16 protein-coding genes are annotated in these 14880 nt (G+C 70.0%); 11 read left to right on the top strand and 5 right to left on the bottom strand.

The features are described from left to right. Positions 1-78: 78 nt before the first annotated feature. Positions 79-666, top strand: coding sequence for a DUF4190 domain-containing protein (locus ACXYX3_RS18875; RefSeq protein ID WP_458608597.1), 588 nt, complete (start codon positions 79-81; stop codon positions 664-666). A 17-nt stretch (positions 667-683) separates the two neighbouring features. Here ACXYX3_RS18875 and ACXYX3_RS18880 read toward each other — a convergent pair whose 3' ends face one another. Continuing rightward, positions 684-1652 (bottom strand): HpcH/HpaI aldolase/citrate lyase family protein, encoded by a 969-nt coding sequence (locus ACXYX3_RS18880; protein ID WP_458612143.1) that lies wholly within the window; start codon positions 1650-1652, stop codon positions 684-686. A 25-nt stretch (positions 1653-1677) separates the two neighbouring features. Here ACXYX3_RS18880 and ACXYX3_RS18885 point away from each other — a divergent pair, with 25 nt between their 5' ends. From ACXYX3_RS18885 to ACXYX3_RS18900, 4 genes are all read left to right on the top strand, one after another. Further along, positions 1678-2973 carry a magnesium transporter MgtE N-terminal domain-containing protein gene (locus ACXYX3_RS18885; RefSeq protein WP_458608598.1) on the top strand — a complete coding sequence of 432 codons (1296 nt, stop codon included), beginning with the start codon at positions 1678-1680 and terminating at the stop codon, positions 2971-2973. Beyond that, positions 2970-3512, top strand: coding sequence for a DUF1003 domain-containing protein (locus ACXYX3_RS18890; RefSeq protein ID WP_241206966.1), 543 nt, complete (start codon positions 2970-2972; stop codon positions 3510-3512). The genes ACXYX3_RS18885 and ACXYX3_RS18890 overlap by 4 nt, the downstream gene beginning before the upstream one ends. 91 nt (positions 3513-3603) lie before the next feature. Beyond that, a complete protein-coding gene (locus ACXYX3_RS18895) occupies positions 3604-4893 on the top strand; it encodes a lytic transglycosylase domain-containing protein (RefSeq protein WP_241206965.1) in 1290 nt (429 codons plus the stop codon). A gap of 36 nt (positions 4894-4929) precedes the next feature. Then, entirely contained in the window at positions 4930-6087 is a 1158-nt protein-coding gene (locus ACXYX3_RS18900; protein WP_458608599.1) for an Mrp/NBP35 family ATP-binding protein, read from the top strand. Positions 6088-6091: 4 nt separating this feature from the next. On the opposite strand, the gene tatB is transcribed toward ACXYX3_RS18900, so the two are convergent. From tatB to sigE, 4 genes are all read right to left on the bottom strand, one after another. Continuing rightward, complete coding sequence (gene tatB, locus ACXYX3_RS18905; RefSeq protein WP_458608600.1) at positions 6092-6502, bottom strand: Sec-independent protein translocase protein TatB; 411 nt, start codon at positions 6500-6502, stop codon at positions 6092-6094. A 6-nt stretch (positions 6503-6508) separates the two neighbouring features. After that, a complete protein-coding gene (htrA, locus tag ACXYX3_RS18910; protein ID WP_241206962.1) occupies positions 6509-7996 on the bottom strand; it encodes a serine protease HtrA in 1488 nt (495 codons plus the stop codon). Between the two features lie 95 nt (positions 7997-8091). Next, a complete protein-coding gene (gene rseA, locus ACXYX3_RS18915; protein ID WP_458608601.1) occupies positions 8092-8499 on the bottom strand; it encodes an anti-sigma E factor RseA in 408 nt (135 codons plus the stop codon). Between the two features lie 86 nt (positions 8500-8585). Next, positions 8586-9398: an RNA polymerase sigma factor SigE gene (gene sigE, locus ACXYX3_RS18920; RefSeq protein WP_458608602.1), complete on the bottom strand. Its 813-nt coding sequence runs from the start codon at positions 9396-9398 to the stop codon at positions 8586-8588. Positions 9399-9577: 179 nt separating this feature from the next. On the opposite strand from sigE, the gene ACXYX3_RS18925 reads away from it, so the two are divergent. The 6 genes from ACXYX3_RS18925 to ACXYX3_RS18950 all read left to right on the top strand — a co-directional run bounded on the left by ACXYX3_RS18925 (position 9578) and on the right by ACXYX3_RS18950 (position 14870). Beyond that, positions 9578-10258, top strand: a complete 681-nt coding sequence (locus tag ACXYX3_RS18925) for an O-methyltransferase (RefSeq protein WP_458608603.1) — start codon at positions 9578-9580, stop codon at positions 10256-10258. 125 nt (positions 10259-10383) lie between these two features. Continuing rightward, positions 10384-11040: a TetR/AcrR family transcriptional regulator gene (locus ACXYX3_RS18930; RefSeq protein WP_458608604.1), complete on the top strand. Its 657-nt coding sequence runs from the start codon at positions 10384-10386 to the stop codon at positions 11038-11040. Beyond that, positions 11033-11947, top strand: coding sequence for an ABC transporter ATP-binding protein (locus ACXYX3_RS18935; RefSeq protein WP_458608605.1), 915 nt, complete (start codon positions 11033-11035; stop codon positions 11945-11947). The genes ACXYX3_RS18930 and ACXYX3_RS18935 overlap by 8 nt, the downstream gene beginning before the upstream one ends. Next, positions 11944-13587 carry an ABC transporter permease gene (locus ACXYX3_RS18940; RefSeq protein WP_458608606.1) on the top strand — a complete coding sequence of 548 codons (1644 nt, stop codon included), beginning with the start codon at positions 11944-11946 and terminating at the stop codon, positions 13585-13587. Before ACXYX3_RS18935 ends, ACXYX3_RS18940 begins: the two co-directional genes overlap by 4 nt. 2 nt (positions 13588-13589) lie before the next feature. Continuing rightward, complete coding sequence (locus tag ACXYX3_RS18945; RefSeq protein WP_241206956.1) at positions 13590-14264, top strand: methyltransferase family protein; 675 nt, start codon at positions 13590-13592, stop codon at positions 14262-14264. A 15-nt stretch (positions 14265-14279) separates the two neighbouring features. Next, a complete protein-coding gene (locus ACXYX3_RS18950) occupies positions 14280-14870 on the top strand; it encodes a DUF4126 domain-containing protein (protein WP_458608608.1) in 591 nt (196 codons plus the stop codon). The last annotated feature ends 10 nt before the right edge of the window (positions 14871-14880 follow it).

A 14880-nucleotide genomic window follows, 5' to 3' on the forward strand; every position in this document is an offset into this window, starting at 1 on the left:
CAACGTGCCGGAGCGGGCAAAGGTGCCCGGTTCCGATGGTCCGGTCCGCCGGCGTCCCCTTAGGCTAGGTTGATTCCCATGACAAGTCAGGACGACGACGAACGCCGGTCCGACCGTTCCGACTCAGCCGGATCCGAGCCCGCGTCGGGGAGCTACGAGGCGCCGCCGATCGAGCAGTCGGGGACGCCGACGGACTATCCGCCCGCGTACAACCCGCCGCCGTCGTACCCCGCCCCGACGGACTATCCGCCGCCCCCGCCCGGTTACGGCGCGCCCTACCCGGACCCGAATGCCGGTGGCACCTATCCGGGCCAGGGCTACGGTGCGGCGGGACCTGCGTATCCACCCCCACCGCCACCTCAGTACGGCACCGCACCCGGTGGATATCCCCCGCCTCCGATGGGCTACCCCGGCGCCGACTACGGCTACGGGCCGCCCGCCCCGCAGGGCACCAACACGATGGCGATCGCCTCGCTGGTCGCCTCGATCCTCGGGGTGTGCTGCGGTATCGGGTCGATCGTCGGCATCGTCCTCGGCATCCTGGCGATCAACCAGATCAAGGAGACCCGCCAGGCCGGGCACGGGCTGGCCGTCGCCGGTATCGCCGTCGGCGCCGTCACGTTGGTGATCAACGTGGTCGTGGGCATCACCGCGCTCAACGTCTGAGCCGGCGGCCGAGCGGTCTAGCTGGCAGTGCCGGCGGGCGGGACGAACCGCTCGCCGGTGCGCCGCATTCCCGCCGCCCGACCCTTCCCGGCGATCACCAAGGCCATCTTGCGGCTGGCCTCGTCGATCATCTCCTCCCCGAGCATCACCGCGCCGCGGGCACCGCCCGCCCGAGAGGTGTGCCACTCGTAGGCCTCGAGGATCAGCTCGGCATGGTCGTAGGCCTCCTGGCGCGGGCTGAAGATCTCGTTGCCCGCGGCGATCTGGTCGGGATGCAACACCCACTTGCCGTCGAAACCCAGCGCGGCGGCGCGTCCGGCGACCCGGCGGAACGCCTCGACGTCACGGACCTTCAGATAGGGGCCGTCGATCGCGTTGATCCCGTTGGCCCGCGCGGCAATCAGAATGCGCATCAGGACGTGGTGGTAGGCGTCGCCGACGTCGTAGCCCTCGGGCTGCTCGCCCACCTCGAGCGTGCGCATGTTCAGGCTCGCCATCAGATCGGCAGGCCCGAGGACCAGTGCGTGCATCCGCGGTCCGGCGGCGATCGCATCGACGTTGGTCAGCCCGCGCGCGTCCTCGATCTGCGCCTCGATACCGATGCGCCCCACCGGCAACCCGTGTGAGGCTTCCACTTGGGACAGCAGCAGATCCAGCGCGTGCACGTGGGCGACGTCGGTCACTTTCGGCAGCACCACGACGTCCACGGCCGCGCCGGCCCTGCCGATGACCTCGATCACATCCGTGTGCGTCCACGGGGTGGTCCAGTCGTTGACCCGAACTCCGCGCAGTTGATCGCCCCACCCCGGCTCGGCCAGCGCGGCCGCTACAGCCTCGCGCGCTTGCGCTTTCGCGTCCGCGGCCACCGCGTCCTCGAGGTCGAGGAACACCTCGTCGGCGGGCAGCGTCTTGGCCTTGGCGATCATCTTCGCGCTGCTGCCCGGCACGGACAGGCATGTTCGGCGGGGTCGATACCGGTTTTGCACAACCACACTCTCTACTCTGACACTCATGGTGTCGGTCAACAGGGTCTACGCGGCCCGGCTCGCGGGAATGGTGGTGCTGGGTCCCGACGGCGAATCGATCGGCCGCGTGCGCGACGTGGTGATCAGCATCAGCCTGGTCCGCCAACAGCCCCGTGTGCTCGGACTCGTCATCGAATTGCTCTCGCGCCGAAGAATTTTCGTGCCGATTCTGCGGGTCACCGCGATCGAGCCTGGTGCGGTGACCCTGGCGACGGGCAGCGTGTCGCTACGCCGCTTCTCCCAGCGACCGGGCGAAGTGCTGGTACTCGGGCAGGTCATCGAGACCCGGGTCCGCGTCGATGACCCCGACCTGACCGAACTCGCCGGGATCGATGTCGTCGTCGTCGATCTCGGCATCGAACAGACCCGGTCGCGGGATTGGATGGTCACCAAGGTCGCGGTTCGTCCACAGCGGCGGCTCGGCCGGCGCAGCAACGTGCACACCGTGGACTGGATGCACGTGCAGGGCCTCACGCCCTCGGGGTTGGCCATGCCGGATCAGGGCGTCGCGCAGCTACTCGAGCAGTTCGTCGGGCAGCGTCCCATCGAGGTGGCCGACGCGATCCGTGAGCTGCCGGCCAAGCGCCGCTACGAGGTCGTCAACGCGCTCGACGACGAGCGACTCGCCGACGTCCTGCAGGAGCTGCCCGAAGACGAGCAGGTTTCCGTGTTGCGGCAGCTGAAGACCGATCGCGCCGCCGACGTGCTGGAGGCGATGGATCCCGACGACGCGGCCGACCTGCTGGGCACCATGACCCCGGCTGACGCCGAACAGTTCCTGCGGCGGATGGACCCCGAGGATTCCGAGGACGTGCGCCGTCTGCTCAGCCACTCCCCCAACACCGCGGGTGGCCTGATGACCTCCGAACCGGTGGTGCTCGCACCCGATACCACCGTCGCCGAAGCCCTTGCGCGCGTGCGCGATCCGGACCTCACGCCGGCGCTGGCGTCCCTGGTGTTCGTCGCTCGCCCGCCGACCGCGACGCCGACGGGCCGCTACCTGGGGTGTGTGCATCTGCAACGGCTGCTGCGCGAGCCGCCCGCGGCCTTGGTCAGCGGCATCGTCGACACCGACCTGCCCAGCCTGGGCCCGGAGGACTCCCTCGGTGCGCTCACCCGGTATTTCGCCGCCTACAACCTGGTGTGCGGACCCGTCGTCGACGACGAGAATCACCTCTTGGGTGCGGTGTCGGTCGACGACGTGCTCGACCACCTCCTGCCCGATGACTGGCGCGAGCGTGAGGCCGAACCCGTGATCATGACCGCGGAGAAGGCGACATGAGCGACTCGTCGGCACGTCAGCGGCTGGACACGCCGCGCGTCTCCCGGTCCCTGACGCCCCGACTCGACGTCGAGGCCGTCGGTCGCGTCAGCGAAAGCATCGCGCGGTTCCTCGGCACCGGGCGGTACCTGGCGATCCAGACGATCGTCGTGATCGTCTGGATCCTGCTCAACGCCGGCATGTTCGCCTGGCAGTGGGATCCGTACCCGTTCATCCTGCTGAACCTCGCGTTCTCCACCCAGGCGGCCTACGCCGCGCCCCTGATCCTGCTGGCACAGAACCGGCAGGAGAACCGGGACCGGGTGGCGCTCGAGGAGGACCGGCGACGCGCCGAGCAGACCAAGGCCGACACCGAATACCTGGCCCGCGAACTGGCCGCGCTGCGTCTGGCCGTCGGCGAAGTCGCCACCCGTGACTACCTGCGCCGCGAACTCGAGGAGATCCGCGACCTGATCGCCGAGTTGCGGCCCGCGGACGGCGTTGCCGAGCCGGAATCGAGCAAAGCCGAAGCGGGCGAGAGGCGATCCCGCAGATCCTGACGACACGGCTGTGGCCAATGCTGTAACACAGTCGTGGCCCAACCGATATGGTGACTGGGTTCACAGGCCCCCACACAGCAAGGACGGTTGCGTGCACATAGGCGGACGAGCGGCTCTCGGAGCGGCGAGATGCCGGGCGGGGCGCCTGGTCCGCATGCCGGCGTTCGGCGTTGCGGCAGTGCTGACGCCGCTCGTGCTGGCCGGCGCCGTCGGCGCCTCGGCGCCCTCTCCGACCCGCGACACCGCGGTGCTGCCGATGGCGGCGGTCGCCTCCTCGTCGAGCTCCTCGGGCGTTTCCGTCGTGGCGGTCGCGAAGACCCCGACCCCGATGAAGATCGCCGCGGCCACCGTGTCGGCCCCGCCGCCGGCAGTCGTCGTGAGCGCCCCCGGCACGCTTCGGATTCCGTCGATGGCCCTGGCGGCCTACCGCAACGCCGAAGCCAAGATGGCTGCGACCGCGCCCGGCTGCGGGGTGAGCTGGAACCTGCTGGCCGGCATCGGCCGCATCGAATCGATGCACGCCAACGGTGGCGCGACCGACGCCCGCGGCACCGCGGTGCGACCGATCTACGGCCCCAGTCTGGACGGCACACTGCCCGGCAACGAGGTGATCGTGCAGAGCCGCAGCTCCGAGCGTGTGGTCTATGCCCGCGCGCTGGGTCCGATGCAGTTCCTGCCCGGCACCTGGTCGCGCTACGCCGCCGACGGTGACGGCGACGGCAAGGCCGATGTCCAGAACGTCTTCGACGCCTCGCTGGCTGCGGCGCGCTATCTGTGCAGCGGCGGCCTCAACCTGCGTAACCAGCCCGACGTGCTGGCGGCGATCCTGCGCTACAACAATTCGATGGCCTATGCGCGCAACGTGCTGGGTTGGGCCGCGGCGTACGCGACCGGCGTGGTGCCGGTCGACCTTCCGCCGATCACGGGCGAGGTGCCTGCCCTCGGTGACAGCCATCTGGACCGTCCCGAAGGACTGGGGCCCGGGTTGCCGCTCAACGCCGCGGGTCTGCCGGCCAACGACCCGCTGGCGCTGCTGCAGCTGGGGCAACGCACCGATGTCGCCGCACTGATCAACACCAACGTCCCCGGGTTCGCCCCCGGACAGTCGCTGGGACCGCTGCCCGGTCCGGCGCCCGTGGCCGCACCGCAGCCGGTGCCCGCACCGCCGCCGGCGTGGGTACCGCCGTGGGTGACCCCGCCGCCGGCCCAGCAGCCGCAGTGCGCGGTGTTCTGCATCAATGACACTCCCGCGCCGCCGCTGATGCCGGCAGCCCAGCCCGCGCCGCCGCTGATGCCGGCCCAGCCTGCTCCCCCGCCCGCTCCCGGTCTGCCGCCGGGCCTGGGGCCGGCCCCGGGACCGGCGCCCGGGCCGGTCGGCTGACAGCTGGGATGGGCCCGCGGCCTACACTCGCGGGTGATGTCTGCCCACACCCCTGACGCGACCGGCCCCGATCTCACGAAGGCCGTACGCGCCGCCCTGACCAAGGTCGTCGACCCCGAACTCCGGCGCCCGATCACCGACGTCGGCATGGTCAAGGACGTCACCGTCGACGCCGACGCGTCCGTGCACGTCGAGATCTACCTGACCACGTCGGCGTGTCCGAAGAAGACGGAGATCTCCGAGCAGGTCACCCGAGCGGTCAGCGATGTGCCCGGCACCGGATCGGTCCGGGTGAGCCTCGACGTGATGAACGACGAGCAGCGCGCCGAGCTGCGCAAGCAGCTGCGCGGTGACTCCCGCGAACCGGTGATCCCGTTCGCCCAGCCCGGCTCGCTGACCCGGGTCTACGCGGTGGCCTCCGGCAAAGGCGGCGTCGGCAAGTCCAGCGTCACCGTGAACCTGGCAGCCGCGATGGCGGCGAAAGGGTTGTCGGTCGGGTTGCTCGACGCCGACATCTACGGCCACTCCGTCCCCCGGATGATGGGCACCACCGATCGCCCCACCCAGGTCGACTCGATGATTCTGCCGCCGGTGGCCCACGACGTGCGGGTCATCTCGATCGCGATGTTCACCCAGGGCAACACGCCCGTGGTCTGGCGCGGGCCGATGCTGCATCGGGCGCTGCAGCAGTTCCTCGCCGACGTCTACTGGGGTGATCTGGACGTGCTGCTGCTGGACCTGCCGCCCGGCACCGGCGACATCGCGATCTCGGTCTCCCAGCTGATCCCGGGTGCGGAGATCCTGGTGGTGACCACCCCGCAGCTCGCCGCGGCCGAGGTCGCCGAGCGCGCCGGCGCGATCGCCCTGCAGACCCGTCAGCGCATCGCGGGCGTCGTCGAGAACATGTCGGGACTGCTGATGCCGGACGGGTCGACGATGCAGCTGTTCGGGGAGGGCGGCGGTCGTCAGGTCGCCGAGAGCCTGACCCGATCGGTGGGGGCCGACGTGCCGCTGCTGGGTCAGGTGCCGCTGGATCCGGCCCTGGTGTCCGCAGGCGACACCGGCACGCCGCTGGTGTTGAGTGCACCGGAATCGCCGGCAGGGATCGCGTTGCGCACGATCGCCGACGCGCTGTCGAGCCGCAAACGCGGACTGGCGGGGATGTCGCTGGGCCTCGACCCGGCGGGCCGCTGACCGTCTAGGTCGCGTCCGGGTCGAACCGGGTGGCGCCGGGCTGCTGCCCGAAGGCGCCCGGGCCCGGCCCGGACTGCGGCTTCTCCGGCGGAGGCTGCGGTGTGTCAGGCGTGGTGGGCGAGTCGAATCGCCCGGTGAAGATCGAGTCGTCGCCGTCGAGCAGGTGTTTGGTGAGCGCGGCGCGCGGCGTCATCCCACGCAGCTTCTGCAGTTCCGACAGGGGCTCGCGCAGGTCGTCGAACTCGGGTCCGAGATCCTCACGCAGCTGGCTGGTCGCGCCGGAGATGTAGTCCCGCGCCTGCCGCACCGCGCCGGAGGTCCAGCGGATGGCGCCGGGCAGCCGCTCGGGCCCCAGGATCACCAGGCCGGCGATCACCAGGACCAGCATCTCGCCCCAACCCACGTTGGCGAACATCGCTGCCTAGGTGCTGTTGTCGGGGCCGGGGGTGACGGTCAGCGTGACCCGCCGTCCGTCGCGCATGACCTCGATCGGCGCGGGTTGCCCGATCGTGAGTTGCCGGACGGCGACGACGAACTCGTCGGCGTCGGCGACGTCGCGGTCACCGACCTTGACGACGACGTCGTTCTCCAGGATGCCGGCCCGCTCGGCGGGACCACCGGCGGCCACGTTGGCGATCTGGGCGCCCTTGGCGGCGTCGTTGCTGACCGAACGTGCGGTCAGGCCGAGCGTCGGATGGGCGATCTTGCCGTTCTGGATCAGGGTCTCGACGACCTGCTTGACCTCGTTCACCGGGATGGCGAAGCCGAGCCCGCTGGCACTGTCCGACAAGGACTTTCCGGCGGTGTTGATGCCGATGACCTCGGCGTTCATGTTGATCAGCGGTCCGCCGGAGTTGCCGTGGTTGATGGACGCGTCGGTCTGTACGCCGTCGATCACGGTGTCGGTGTCCGAACCGTCGCCGGAGAGCGGCACGGGCCGGTGCAGTGCGCTGATGATGCCGTGGGTGACCGTGCTCCGCAGGCCCAGAGGAGCGCCCGCGGCGATCACCTCATCGCCGACGCGCAGCTTCTCCGAGTCGCCGAGGCGGGCCACCACGAGGTTGTCGACGTTGTCGACCTTGAGGACCGCGAGGTCGGTCTTGGGGTCGCGGCCGACGAGGTTGGCCGGCACCTCCTTGCCGTCGTTGAAGACGACGGACATCTTGAACTTGCTCGGATTGGTCGCCGCCTCGGAGATCACGTGATTGTTGGTGACGATGTAGCCGCGACCGTCGACGATGACGCCGGAGCCTTGCGCGCCCTCGGTGTCGCTCTTCGCCTCGATCGTCACCACCGAGTCCGCGACCGCTGCGGCCACCCTCGCGAACTCGCCCTGCGGCGGCTCACCGTTGTTGCTGGTCTCCAGCGTCACCTTGGACGTGGTGAACGCCTCGACGACCTCGGCGGTCTTACGACCGACAACCCCGCCGGCGATACCGATCACCAGGGCCACGATCCCGAGCACGACGAGTGCGATCCAGGACACCTTGCCGCCGAAGAGAACGTCGCGCACGCCGAGCTTGCCCGCGGGAGGGCTCGCCACGGCCGGGGCGGTCTGCGTGACGGCCGGGGTGCCCAATGCGACCGGGGCGCCGGGATTGCGCCACGGATCATCGGCGTCGTCGCCCGCGCCGTCCCGCTCGGCGTCCAGTGCGCCCGCGTCGGTCGGGTGGCGCTGCAGCGAGTCACCGCCCGGGTAGGGGCGGCCGAAGGCTTCGGCCAGCACGGGGTCCGGCGGCTGATCCTTCGGGGCGTATTCGCCCTGGTCGCGGCTCTGCCCGCGACCGAGGAACGATCCGTTCACTCCGTCGGGCCGGCCGAAGGCGCGCTTGGCGGCCGGATCGACCGGAGGCCGCGACACCGGGCGCGGCTCGAGGCGCCCCCGACCGCTCTGGTCCAGATTGGTCACGCGTAGATAGCCCTTCTCGTCACCGTGTTCAGCACCTGCACATCTGCGACGCCAGCAATCACCGACGCCCGTGCCGGGACGGCGTCGTCCTCACCCTACCGACGCTTCCGGCGGGTACGCGGTACGCCGTCGGCCAGCTGCGGGGTGTCGACGGGCGCGGAATCCGGCTCGGAGTGTTGCACCGGTGCGTGCTGGGGAATCTGGGAGAGCAGGCTCAGCAAAGAGCTCGGCATCGCCACCGGGCAGGCGTCGCGCAGAACTTCCCTGGCCTGGCGTTGACTGTCGACCTCCATGGCGCATTCCGGGCACATCGACATGTGATGCGCAGCGCGCAGATGCGCGCTCATCCTCAGTTCGCCGTCGACGTAGGCAGCGACGGCCTCGGTGGACAGGTGCTCGGTGCTGCCGAATTGACGGGGCCCCACGGGTGCGTCACTCTGCGACGCCAGTTGCGTGGGAAGCCAGGAGAAGGCGCGACGGAACGCATGTCCGGGATCGAACACCACCCGACTCCTCTCCGGTCATGGACGCAGGTCTGCTTCGAATGTAGCGCGGGTTCCTGTGCATCCGCGCGCAGCGCCAGCCGACATCAGGCTGATCTGGCCGAACCCCGCATGCTCGTGGTGTCGGCCGTGACGTCGCTGTGCCGGGCCAGGTACTCGCGCAGCGCCTGGCGGCCACGGTGGATGCGGCTACGGACGGTGCCGAGCTTGACGCCCAACGTCGCACCGATCTCCTCGTAGGACAGACCCTCGATGTCGCACAGCACCACCGCGGCGCGGAACTCCGGAGCCAGCGAGTCGAGCGCAGCCTGCAGGTCGGGGCCGAGCCGCGAGTCGTGGTAGATCTGTTCCGGGTTCGGCTCGTCGGCCGGCACCCGCTCGTAGTCCTCGGGCAGCGCCTCCATGCGGATGCGGCCGCGCCGGCGGACCATGTCGAGGAACAGGTTCGTGGTGATGCGGTGCAGCCACCCCTCGAACGTGCCGGGCTGATAGTTCTGCACGGACCGGAAGACCCGGATGAACGTCTCCTGGGTCAGGTCCTCGGCGTCGTGCTGATTGCCCGACAGACGGTAGGCCAGCCGGTACACCCGATCGGCGTGCTGACGGACGAGCTCGTCCCAGCTCGGCATCGCGGCGTGGTCGCCGGTGGCGTCGAACACGGCGGTGCCGGTGAGCTCGTCGCTCGGCTCCACCCACTCGGCCTCGGTGAACTGTTCCAGGTGGGCCATGGACACCGGTGCGGAGACGGGTGCGGGGTGAGTGGTCGTCGGATCCTCCAGGTCGTGCTGATCGATGCGCGGAACGGGCCGGGGCTCGTAGCGCTCGGACGAGACAACGCGGCGCGCAGAGACATTCTTCCCGCGGTCGGCGATCCCGTCGCGGTGCGCGGCGTCTGTCATGCGAACACGTTCTCCCGTCGTGGTGAGCCAGGCATATGAGCAAACTGAACATTTCCTGAGAAACCTCGCTACCCGTTTTCGACCAGCAGAAACGCCGACGCCGCCCATGGCCGGCGGCCGTCGCGCGCGGCGGGCGTGTCGGGGTTCCCGCACCGCAGCCGACGCTCTACGCTGCGGGCATGTCGAGCACCGACGAGCCCACCGCCGGCGCCGGCGATTCCCCGGCCGCGCCGAGTGCCGCCGAGGCGATCGTCAATCACGCCGAGCACTCCATCTCCGAGGACGCGATCGTCGCTGCCGCGCGGGAAAGGGCAGTCGACATCGGAGCGGGTGCGGTCACCCCTGCCGTCGGTGCGTTGTTGTGCGTTCTCGCGAAGCTGACCAGCGCCAGGGCCGTCGTCGAGGTCGGCACCGGTGCCGGCGTCAGCGGGCTGTGGCTGCTCTCCGGCATGCGCGATGACGGCGTGCTGACCACGATCGACGTCGAACCGGAGCATCAGCGGATCGCCAAGCAGGCGTTCACCGAGGCCGGCGTCGGCCCGGGCCGCACCCGGTTGATCAGCGGGCGTGCCCAGGAGGTGCTCACCCGCCTGGCCGATGAGTCCTATGACCTGGTGTTCATCGACGCTGCTCCGAGCGACCAACCTCAGTTCGTGGCCGAGGGCGTCCGCCTGCTGCGGCCCGGCGGTGCGATCGTGCTCCACCGCGCCGCCCTCGGCGGACGGGCCGGCGACGCCACCGCCAAGGACGCCGAGGTCAGCGCCGTGCGGGAGGCGGCCCGGCTGATCGCCGAGGACGAACGGCTGACGCCGGTGCTGATCCCCCTCGGCGACGGCTTGCTCGCGGCCGCCCGCGACTGAGACGCCCCTTTTTCAGGGCGAGCAGACGCGAACTCGAGTGATTCCTCGGCGTGTCCGCTCGAGTTCACGTCTGCTCGCGGGAAAAGCCTTGACCCTCGACTAAACATGCGTTTAGCATGTTGAACATGCGTTCAGCCGATGATCTGACCGCGGTGGCCCGCATACGTGCTGCCGCCATCGACCTGTTCGGCCGCGACGGATTCCGCGTCAGCGTGCGAGCGATCGCAGCGGCCGCCGGCGTGAGCCCCGGTTTGGTCATCCACCATTTCGGGAGCAAGGACAACCTGCACCGCGCCTGCGACGACCACGTCGCCGAGACCATCCGAACCGCCAAGTCCGAGACCATCCAGGCCTCCGACCCGGCGACGTGGCTCGCCCAGATGGCCGAGATCGAGCACTACGCGCCGATGATGGCCTACCTGGTACGCAGTCTGCAGTCCGGCGGAGATCTGGCGAAGTCGTTGTGGCGCACGATGATCGACAACACCGAGCTGTACATCGAAGAGGGCGTGCGTGCGGGCACGATCAAGCCGAGCGTCGACCCCCACGCGCGCGCCCGGTTCCTGGGGATGGCCGGCGGCGGCGCGTTCCTGCTCTACCTGCAGCTCCACCCCGACCCCTCCGATCTGCGTGCGGTGCTACGCGACTACAGCGAGGAGATGGTGCTGCCGGCGCTGGAGCTCTACACCCACGGCCTGATGACCGAGTCCACGATGTACGACGCCTTCCTCGCCAGGCGCCGACAAGGCCTACCGTTGACGCAAGGAGACGCTGATGAGTGAGCATGCTGCGATCGAGGTGCGGTCCCTGACCAAGACGTTCGGTACGGTTCGAGCCCTCGACGGTCTCGACCTCTCCGTCGCCGAGGGCGAGGTGCACGGCTTCCTCGGCCCCAACGGGGCCGGCAAGTCCACCACCCTTCGCGTCCTGCTCGGCCTCGCCCGCGCCGACGCAGGAACGGTGCGCGTTCTGGGCGCTGACCCCTGGACCGACGCGGTCGACCTCCACCGCCAATTGGCCTATGTGCCGGGCGATGTCACCCTGTGGCCGACGCTCACCGGCGGCGAGACGATCGACCTGCTGGCCCGCATGCGGGGCGGCCTCGACACGAAGCGCCGCGATGAGCTCATCGAGCGGTTCAGCCTCGACCCCACGAAGAAGGCGCGGACCTATTCCAAGGGCAATCGCCAGAAGGTCTCGCTGGTCTCGGCGTTCTCCTCGCATGCGCGACTGCTGCTGCTCGACGAACCGAGCACCGGGCTGGACCCGTTGATGGAGAACGTCTTCCAGCAGTGTGTCGGCGAGGCCCGCGATCGCGGCGCCACCGTGCTGCTGTCCAGTCACATCCTCGCCGAGACCGAAGCACTGTGCGACCGCGTGACCATCATCCGAGCCGGCCGCACCGTCGAGAGCGGCACCCTGAACTCGATGCGACACCTGTCGCGCACCTCGATCACGGCTGAACTATTGCGTGCCCCAGTCGGTCTGGACTCGATCCAGGGTGTCGACGACGTCTCCATCGACGGCACGACCGTGCGGGCGCACGTCGACGGCGAGAGCCTGGCGCAGGTGATGAAAGTACTCGGCGAGGCAGGGGTGCGCAGCCTGGTGAGCCAGCCACCCACGCTCGAAGAGCTGTTCCTGCGCCACTACGACACGGACGACACCGCAGATCGGGTGCACGCATGACCACGCTGCTCGAGCGTCCCCATCCGGCGCACCAGGCACCCAGCAGGGGCACGGGCCTGACCGGCACCCTGGCCCTTCTGCGGCTCTATGCCCGCCGCGACCGAATCGTGTTGCCGCTGTGGGTGTTACTGCTCTCGCTCCCACTGTCGACGGTGTACATCGGCGCGACCGAGGCCGTGTATCCCACCGCCGCGGACCGCGCGACGCTGGCAGCGTCGATCATGGCCAGCCCCGCACAGCGCGCGCTCTACGGGCAGGTGTTCAACGACAGCCTCGGCGCAGTCGGCATCTGGAAGGCCGGCATGTTCCACACGTTGACCGCGGTCGCGGTGATCCTCACCGTGATCCGGCACACCCGCGCCGACGAGGAAGCAGGCCGCGCCGAATTGCTCGATTCCACGGCCGTCGGCCGCTACGCCGGGCTGACGGCGGCGGTGCTGCTCGCCGCGGGCGCGTCGATCGCGACCGGGGCCATCGGCGCCGCCGGCCTGCTCACCCAGAACGTACCGGCGACCGGGTCGCTGGCGTTCGGCGCGGCTCTGGCCTGCTCGGGTCTGGTGTTCACCGCGGTGGCCGCCGTGACGGCCCAGCTCTCGCCGAACGCCCGCGTCGCGCGCGGCGCCGCACTCGCCGTCCTCGGTGCAGCGTTCACGCTGCGAGCGGTGGGGGATGCCGGCAGCAGAGCGTCGCTGCTGACGTGGCTCTCGCCGGTGGGCTGGTCGCTGGAGGTCCGACCGTATGCCGGTGACAGATTCGCGGTCCTGGCACTGCACCTCACCCTGACCGTCGCGCTGCTCGCACTGGCCTACCTGCTCCTGTCCCGGCGCGACGTCGGCGCGGGCTTGCCCGCCGAACGCGCGGGGCCGCCCCGGGCATCCCGAGCGCTGGGTGGCGTGTACGGGCTGGCGTGGCGTCTCGACCGCGGAGCGCTGCTGGTGTGGACCGTGGGCTTGAGTCTCTACGGCCTGCTGATCGGCAGCATCGTGCACGGTATCGGCGAGGAGATGGGCGGCAGCCAGACCGCCCGCGACATCGTGGCACGCCTCGGCGGATCCAGCGCGATCGAACAGGCATTCCTCTCCGTGGCGTTCAGCATGCTCGGCATGATCGCCGCGGCCTTCGCGGTCTCTCTGGCCCTGCGGGCACACCAGGAGGAGGGCAGTCAGCGCGCAGAAGCGGTGCTCGCTGGTGCCGTGAGCCGAACGCGTTGGCTGACAAGCCATGTGGTGTTCGCCATCGGCGGCCCGGCCGTCGCGCTGCTGGTGGCCGGGCTCGTCACCGGGGTGACCTACGGAGCCGCCGTCGGCGACATCGGCGCCACGCTTCCCACCGTGCTCGGCACCGCGGCCGCCCAGCTACCCGCCGCGTGGCTACCCGCTACGATCGCCGTCGCGCTGTTCGGACTCGCGCCCCGCTGGGCGCCGGTCGCCTGGGGGCTGCTCGTGGCGTTCGTCGCGGTGTTCATGATGGGCTCGCTGGCCAACGCCCCGCACTGGCTGCTCGACCTCGAACCGTTCAGCCACGTCCCCCACGTCGGCACCGGGGAGTTCACCATCGTGCCGCTGGTGTGGCTTCTGTGCCTCGACGCCGCAGCGCTTGCATTGGGAGTCATCGGGTTTCGCCGACGCGACCTCCGCTGACCGTGAAGCTCGTCCTGCAGGCCCTCGCATCGGCGGTCGTCGGGATCCTGTGTCTGGGGCTGGCCCTGTTCCTGCCGGCCGGCACCGTGCACTACTGGCCCGGTTGGGGGTTCATCGCGGTGTTCACCGCGTGCTCGGTGCTCTCCGGTGCGTACCTCGCGGTGCGACAGCCCGACGCGTTGGCCCGTCGCGTCAAGGCCGGACCGACCGCCGAAACCCGCCCCGCACAGCGGATCATCATCAGCCTGATGCTGGTGGCGGTCATCGCGACACTCGTCGTCGGTGCGCTGGACTGGCGGTTCGGCTGGTCCACGGTTCCCGTCGGGCTCGTCGTCCTCGGCGACATCATGGTCGCGGCCGGGCTGCTCGGCGCGCAACTGGTTGTCGTACAGAACAATTGGGCCGGAGCCAGTATCACCGTCGAGCAAGGCCAACCGCTGGTGTCGACCGGGCTCTACGGTCTGGTCCGCCATCCGATGTACAGCGCGACGCTGGTGATGATGGCCGGTACTCCGCTCGCGCTCGGATCACTCTGGGGGTTGGCGGTCGTGGCGCTGACCGTGCCGCTGCTGGCGGCGCGAATCCTCGACGAGGAGAAGGCGTTGCGCGCGGGCTTGGCCGGCTACGCCGAGTACACGCAGCAGGTGCGCTTTCGGCTGATCCCCCACCTCTGGTGAGCCCATACTGAGCTCATGGAGCTGCTGACCGGGTTCGGGCTGGCGAGCGCAGCGGGGCTCAACGCCTACATCCCGCTGCTGGCATTAGGACTGCTGGCCCGGTTCACCGATCTGGTCACGCTGCCGCCGGCCTGGGCATGGCTCGAGAACGGTTGGGTGATGGCCATCGTGGCTGTGCTCCTGGCCGTGGAGATCGTCGCCGACAAGGTGCCTGCGCTCGACAGCGTCAACGACACCATCCAGACCCTGGTCCGGCCGACCGCGGGGGGCATCGTGTTCGGCTCCGGCACGGCCGCACAGACCGCCGCCGTCACCGACCCTGGCGCCTTCGCGCAGTCCGGTCAGTGGATTCCCGTGGCCGCCGGGGTCGTCGTCGCGCTGGTGGTGTCGCTGACGAAGTCGACGGTGAGGCCCGCGGCCAACGTCGCGACGGCGGGCATGGCAGCACCGGTGCTCAGCACGATCGAAGACATCGTCAGCGTGCTGCTCGTGGTGCTGGCGATCCTGGTCCCGGTGCTGGTGCTGCTCGCCCTCGTCGGCATGGCCTGGGCAGCGGTCCGGCTGATCCGGCGCCGGCGGCGTGCGACGAAAGTCGGTACTCGCTGAGGGGCCTGGG

This window comes from Mycobacterium sp. Panama NTM2 (assembly GCF_054355555.1).

Bases quoted from the DNA above. Each gene is read 5' to 3' on its own strand.
- tatB (WP_458608600.1), bottom strand. From the start codon at position 6,502: ATGTTCGCCAACGTGGGTTGGGGCGAGATGCTGGTCCTGGTGATCGCC.
- ACXYX3_RS18950 (WP_458608608.1), top strand. From the start codon at position 14,280: ATGGAGCTGCTGACCGGGTTCGGGCTGGCGAGCGCAGCGGGGCTCAAC.
- sigE (WP_458608602.1), bottom strand. From the start codon at position 9,398: ATGACAGACGCCGCGCACCGCGACGGGATCGCCGACCGCGGGAAGAAT.
- ACXYX3_RS18930 (WP_458608604.1), top strand. From the start codon at position 10,384: ATGCGTTCAGCCGATGATCTGACCGCGGTGGCCCGCATACGTGCTGCC.
- ACXYX3_RS18875 (WP_458608597.1), top strand. From the start codon at position 79: ATGACAAGTCAGGACGACGACGAACGCCGGTCCGACCGTTCCGACTCA.
- ACXYX3_RS18890 (WP_241206966.1), top strand. From the start codon at position 2,970: ATGAGCGACTCGTCGGCACGTCAGCGGCTGGACACGCCGCGCGTCTCC.
- ACXYX3_RS18900 (WP_458608599.1), top strand. From the start codon at position 4,930: ATGTCTGCCCACACCCCTGACGCGACCGGCCCCGATCTCACGAAGGCC.
- ACXYX3_RS18885 (WP_458608598.1), top strand. From the start codon at position 1,678: ATGGTGTCGGTCAACAGGGTCTACGCGGCCCGGCTCGCGGGAATGGTG.
- ACXYX3_RS18940 (WP_458608606.1), top strand. From the start codon at position 11,944: ATGACCACGCTGCTCGAGCGTCCCCATCCGGCGCACCAGGCACCCAGC.
- ACXYX3_RS18935 (WP_458608605.1), top strand. From the start codon at position 11,033: ATGAGTGAGCATGCTGCGATCGAGGTGCGGTCCCTGACCAAGACGTTC.
- ACXYX3_RS18925 (WP_458608603.1), top strand. From the start codon at position 9,578: ATGTCGAGCACCGACGAGCCCACCGCCGGCGCCGGCGATTCCCCGGCC.